Below are 3,353 nucleotides of genomic sequence, written 5' to 3' on the forward strand. Positions count from 1 at the left end.
TGTGTCGAAACACACTGGGTTTCCCCATTCGGGTATCGTCGGGTATAACGGTTCATATCACCTTACCGACGCTTTTCGCAGATTAGCACGCCCTTCATCGCCTCTGACTGCCTAGGCATCCACCGTGTACGCTTAGTCGCTTAACCTCACAACCCGAAGGTGTTTCCACCATCGCGCTGCGATTATTTGAGAGACTCTGTTACAGACTAATCCAYCACTCRGTACTGCTACGGAGAGTGATGTTCAGCTGTAAACTTTCAATTTTCAGCTTGTTCCAGATTGTTAAAGAGCAAAATACTTCGCAGCATACTGTTTCCAATACACTCTGAAGTATTATTTAGGGGCTGTACGGTAATGGTGGAGCTAAGCGGGATCGAACCGCTGACCTCCTGCGTGCAAGGCAGGCGCTCTCCCAGCTGAGCTATAGCCCCATACAGTCACTCACAGAYACCTTAATTACTCATCAGCCTGATGAGTCAGCCAATTACTTTCTCATCAAGGCGGAGTCATGCGAAGTTTGCTTTGTGCAAACAAGACATGGCGACAACGAAGAGGAGGAAGGAATTGGTAGGCCTGAGTGGACTTGAACCACCGACCTCACCCTTATCAGGGGTGCGCTCTAACCACCTGAGCTACAAGCCTATTAAGGTATTTCTGCTCGTTACTTTCTATCAGACAATCTGTGTGGACACTGCACAATGCGTATCTTGAGGTAAGGAGGTGATCCAACCGCAGGTTCCCCTACGGTTACCTTGTTACGACTTCACCCCAGTCATGAATCACAAAGTGGTAAGCGCCCTCCCGAAGGTTAAGCTACCTACTTCTTTTGCAACCCACTCCCATGGTGTGACGGGCGGTGTGTACAAGGCCCGGGAACGTATTCACCGTAGCATTCTGATCTACGATTACTAGCGATTCCGACTTCATGGAGTCGAGTTGCAGACTCCAATCCGGACTACGACATACTTTATGAGGTCCGCTTGCTCTCGCGAGTTCGCTTCTCTTTGTATATGCCATTGTAGCACGTGTGTAGCCCTACTCGTAAGGGCCATGATGACTTGACGTCATCCCCACCTTCCTCCGGTTTATCACCGGCAGTCTCCTTTGAGTTCCCACCATTACGTGCTGGCAACAAAGGATAAGGGTTGCGCTCGTTGCGGGACTTAACCCAACATTTCACAACACGAGCTGACGACAGCCATGCAGCACCTGTCTCACGGTTCCCGAAGGCACTAAGCCATCTCTGGCGAATTCCGTGGATGTCAAGAGTAGGTAAGGTTCTTCGCGTTGCATCGAATTAAACCACATGCTCCACCGCTTGTGCGGGCCCCCGTCAATTCATTTGAGTTTTAACCTTGCGGCCGTACTCCCCAGGCGGTCGACTTAACGCGTTAGCTCCGGAAGCCACGCCTCAAGGGCACAACCTCCAAGTCGACATCGTTTACAGCGTGGACTACCAGGGTATCTAATCCTGTTTGCTCCCCACGCTTTCGCACCTGAGCGTCAGTCTTTGTCCAGGGGGCCGCCTTCGCCACCGGTATTCCTCCAGATCTCTACGCATTTCACCGCTACACCTGGAATTCTACCCCCCTCTACAAGACTCTAGCTTGCCAGTTTCAAATGCAGTTCCCACGTTAAGCGCGGGGATTTCACATCTGACTTAACAAACCGCCTGCGTGCGCTTTACGCCCAGTAATTCCGATTAACGCTTGCACCCTCCGTATTACCGCGGCTGCTGGCACGGAGTTAGCCGGTGCTTCTTCTGCGAGTAACGTCAATCACCACACGTATTAAGTRTGRTGCCTTCCTCCTCGCTGAAAGTGCTTTACAACCCTAAGGCCTTCTTCACACACGCGGCATGGCTGCATCAGGCTTGCGCCCATTGTGCAATATTCCCCACTGCTGCCTCCCGTAGGAGTCTGGACCGTGTCTCAGTTCCAGTGTGGCTGGTCATCCTCTCAGACCAGCTAGGGATCGTCGCCTAGGTGAGCCATTACCTCACCTACTAGCTAATCCCATCTGGGCACATCCGATGGCGTGAGGTCCGAAGATCCCCCACTTTGCTCTTTCGAGGTCATGCGGTATTAGCTACCGTTTCCAGTAGTTATCCCCCTCCATCAGGCAGTTTCCCAGACATTACTCACCCGTCCGCCGCTCGCCGGCAAAGTAGCAAGCTACTTYCCGCTGCCGCTCGACTTGCATGTGTTAGGCCTGCCGCCAGCGTTCAATCTGAGCCATGATCAAACTCTTCAATTAAAAGTTCGATTTGCTTCAACAAGTGAAGCGGTGCTCAGAGATTACTTCGTAATAATTCAACTAAATGAATTACTGCTTGGTCACTCTAAGACTTGATATTTTTTGCCACCGARGTGGCTGATATCGTCTTGTGAGTGCCCACACAGATTGTCTGATAAATTGTTAAAGAGCAGTGAGTTACGCGCTTTCGCTTRCTAACTCGAGGTGGCGTATATTACGCTTTCCTCATTCAGTGTCAACCGTTTATTTTATCCGGTTGCCGCTGTTTTTAATCTTTCCGACCCGGTCACTTCGTGATGTTGTTCACGTTGTTCCCTGTCGATGGAGCGGCATTATAGGGAGTTGGATTTTAATGGCAAGCGAATAAATACAGTTTTATTTCGTTTGCCGTTTTTTTGTCCAGAAGCCGTTATTTCTGCCCTTTTGCTATAAAGGAAGGCAATGCAGCAAGGCTTTCCAGTACCGCATCCGCAGCACTTTCACTTTCCGGGGTTACGGGTTTGCCGGTACGAACTAAAATCTTATGCCCCACTCCTGCAGCAGCAGCTGCCTGCATATCTTCCAGTTTGTCGCCCACCATATAAGAAGAGGCCATATCAATGCCTAGTTCTTCTTTGGCTGTCAAAAACATCCCAGGTTGCGGCTTACGGCAATCACAGGCTTGTGTAAACTCTTTAACCAAGCCTTCAGGATGATGCGGACAAAAATAGATACCGTCGAGATCCACGCCACGATCGGCAAGCGACCAGTCCATCCACTCGGTCAGAGTCAGAAACTGATCTTCAGTAAATTTGCCGCGTGCTATACCGGACTGATTGGTGACCAGCACCAGTAAAAAGCCCATCTCTTTTAATTTAAGACAAGCATCGATTACACCGTCGATAAACTGGAAGTTATCGATTTCATGTACATAACCATGATCGACATTCAAAGTGCCATCACGGTCGAGAAAGATTGCTGAAACAGGTTGTGCCACGAATTTGCTCCTGATGGCTGATTAACGGCGCCAGTATCGCATGTTTTCAATGCTTGTGAGAATGCTAACCTGGTTGACTTAGACGTCTAGACGCCTTAGCATCCACGACATGCTACGGGGA

The 3,353-nt window shown here is 50.0% G+C and carries 1 protein-coding gene, 2 tRNA genes and 2 rRNA genes; all 5 read right to left on the reverse strand.

Going from position 1 to position 3,353, the window contains the following annotated elements; translation table 11 throughout:
* A 23S ribosomal RNA gene (locus AC1DUO_RS23770) occupies window positions 1–146 on the reverse strand; the annotation flags it as partial.
* A 209-nt stretch (window positions 147–355) separates the two neighbouring features.
* Window positions 356–431 (reverse strand) — tRNA-Ala (locus tag AC1DUO_RS23775).
* Window positions 432–565: 134 nt separating this feature from the next.
* Window positions 566–642 (reverse strand) — tRNA-Ile (locus tag AC1DUO_RS23780).
* Window positions 643–713: 71 nt separating this feature from the next.
* Window positions 714–2,256 (reverse strand): 16S ribosomal RNA (locus AC1DUO_RS23785).
* A gap of 409 nt (window positions 2,257–2,665) precedes the next feature.
* Window positions 2,666–3,232, reverse strand: coding sequence for a D-glycero-beta-D-manno-heptose 1,7-bisphosphate 7-phosphatase (gene gmhB, locus AC1DUO_RS23790; RefSeq protein ID WP_013574225.1), 567 nt, complete (start codon window positions 3,230–3,232; stop codon window positions 2,666–2,668).
* Between the last annotated feature and the right edge of the window lie 121 nt (window positions 3,233–3,353).

This window comes from Rahnella sp. P4_A8 (assembly GCF_056402435.1).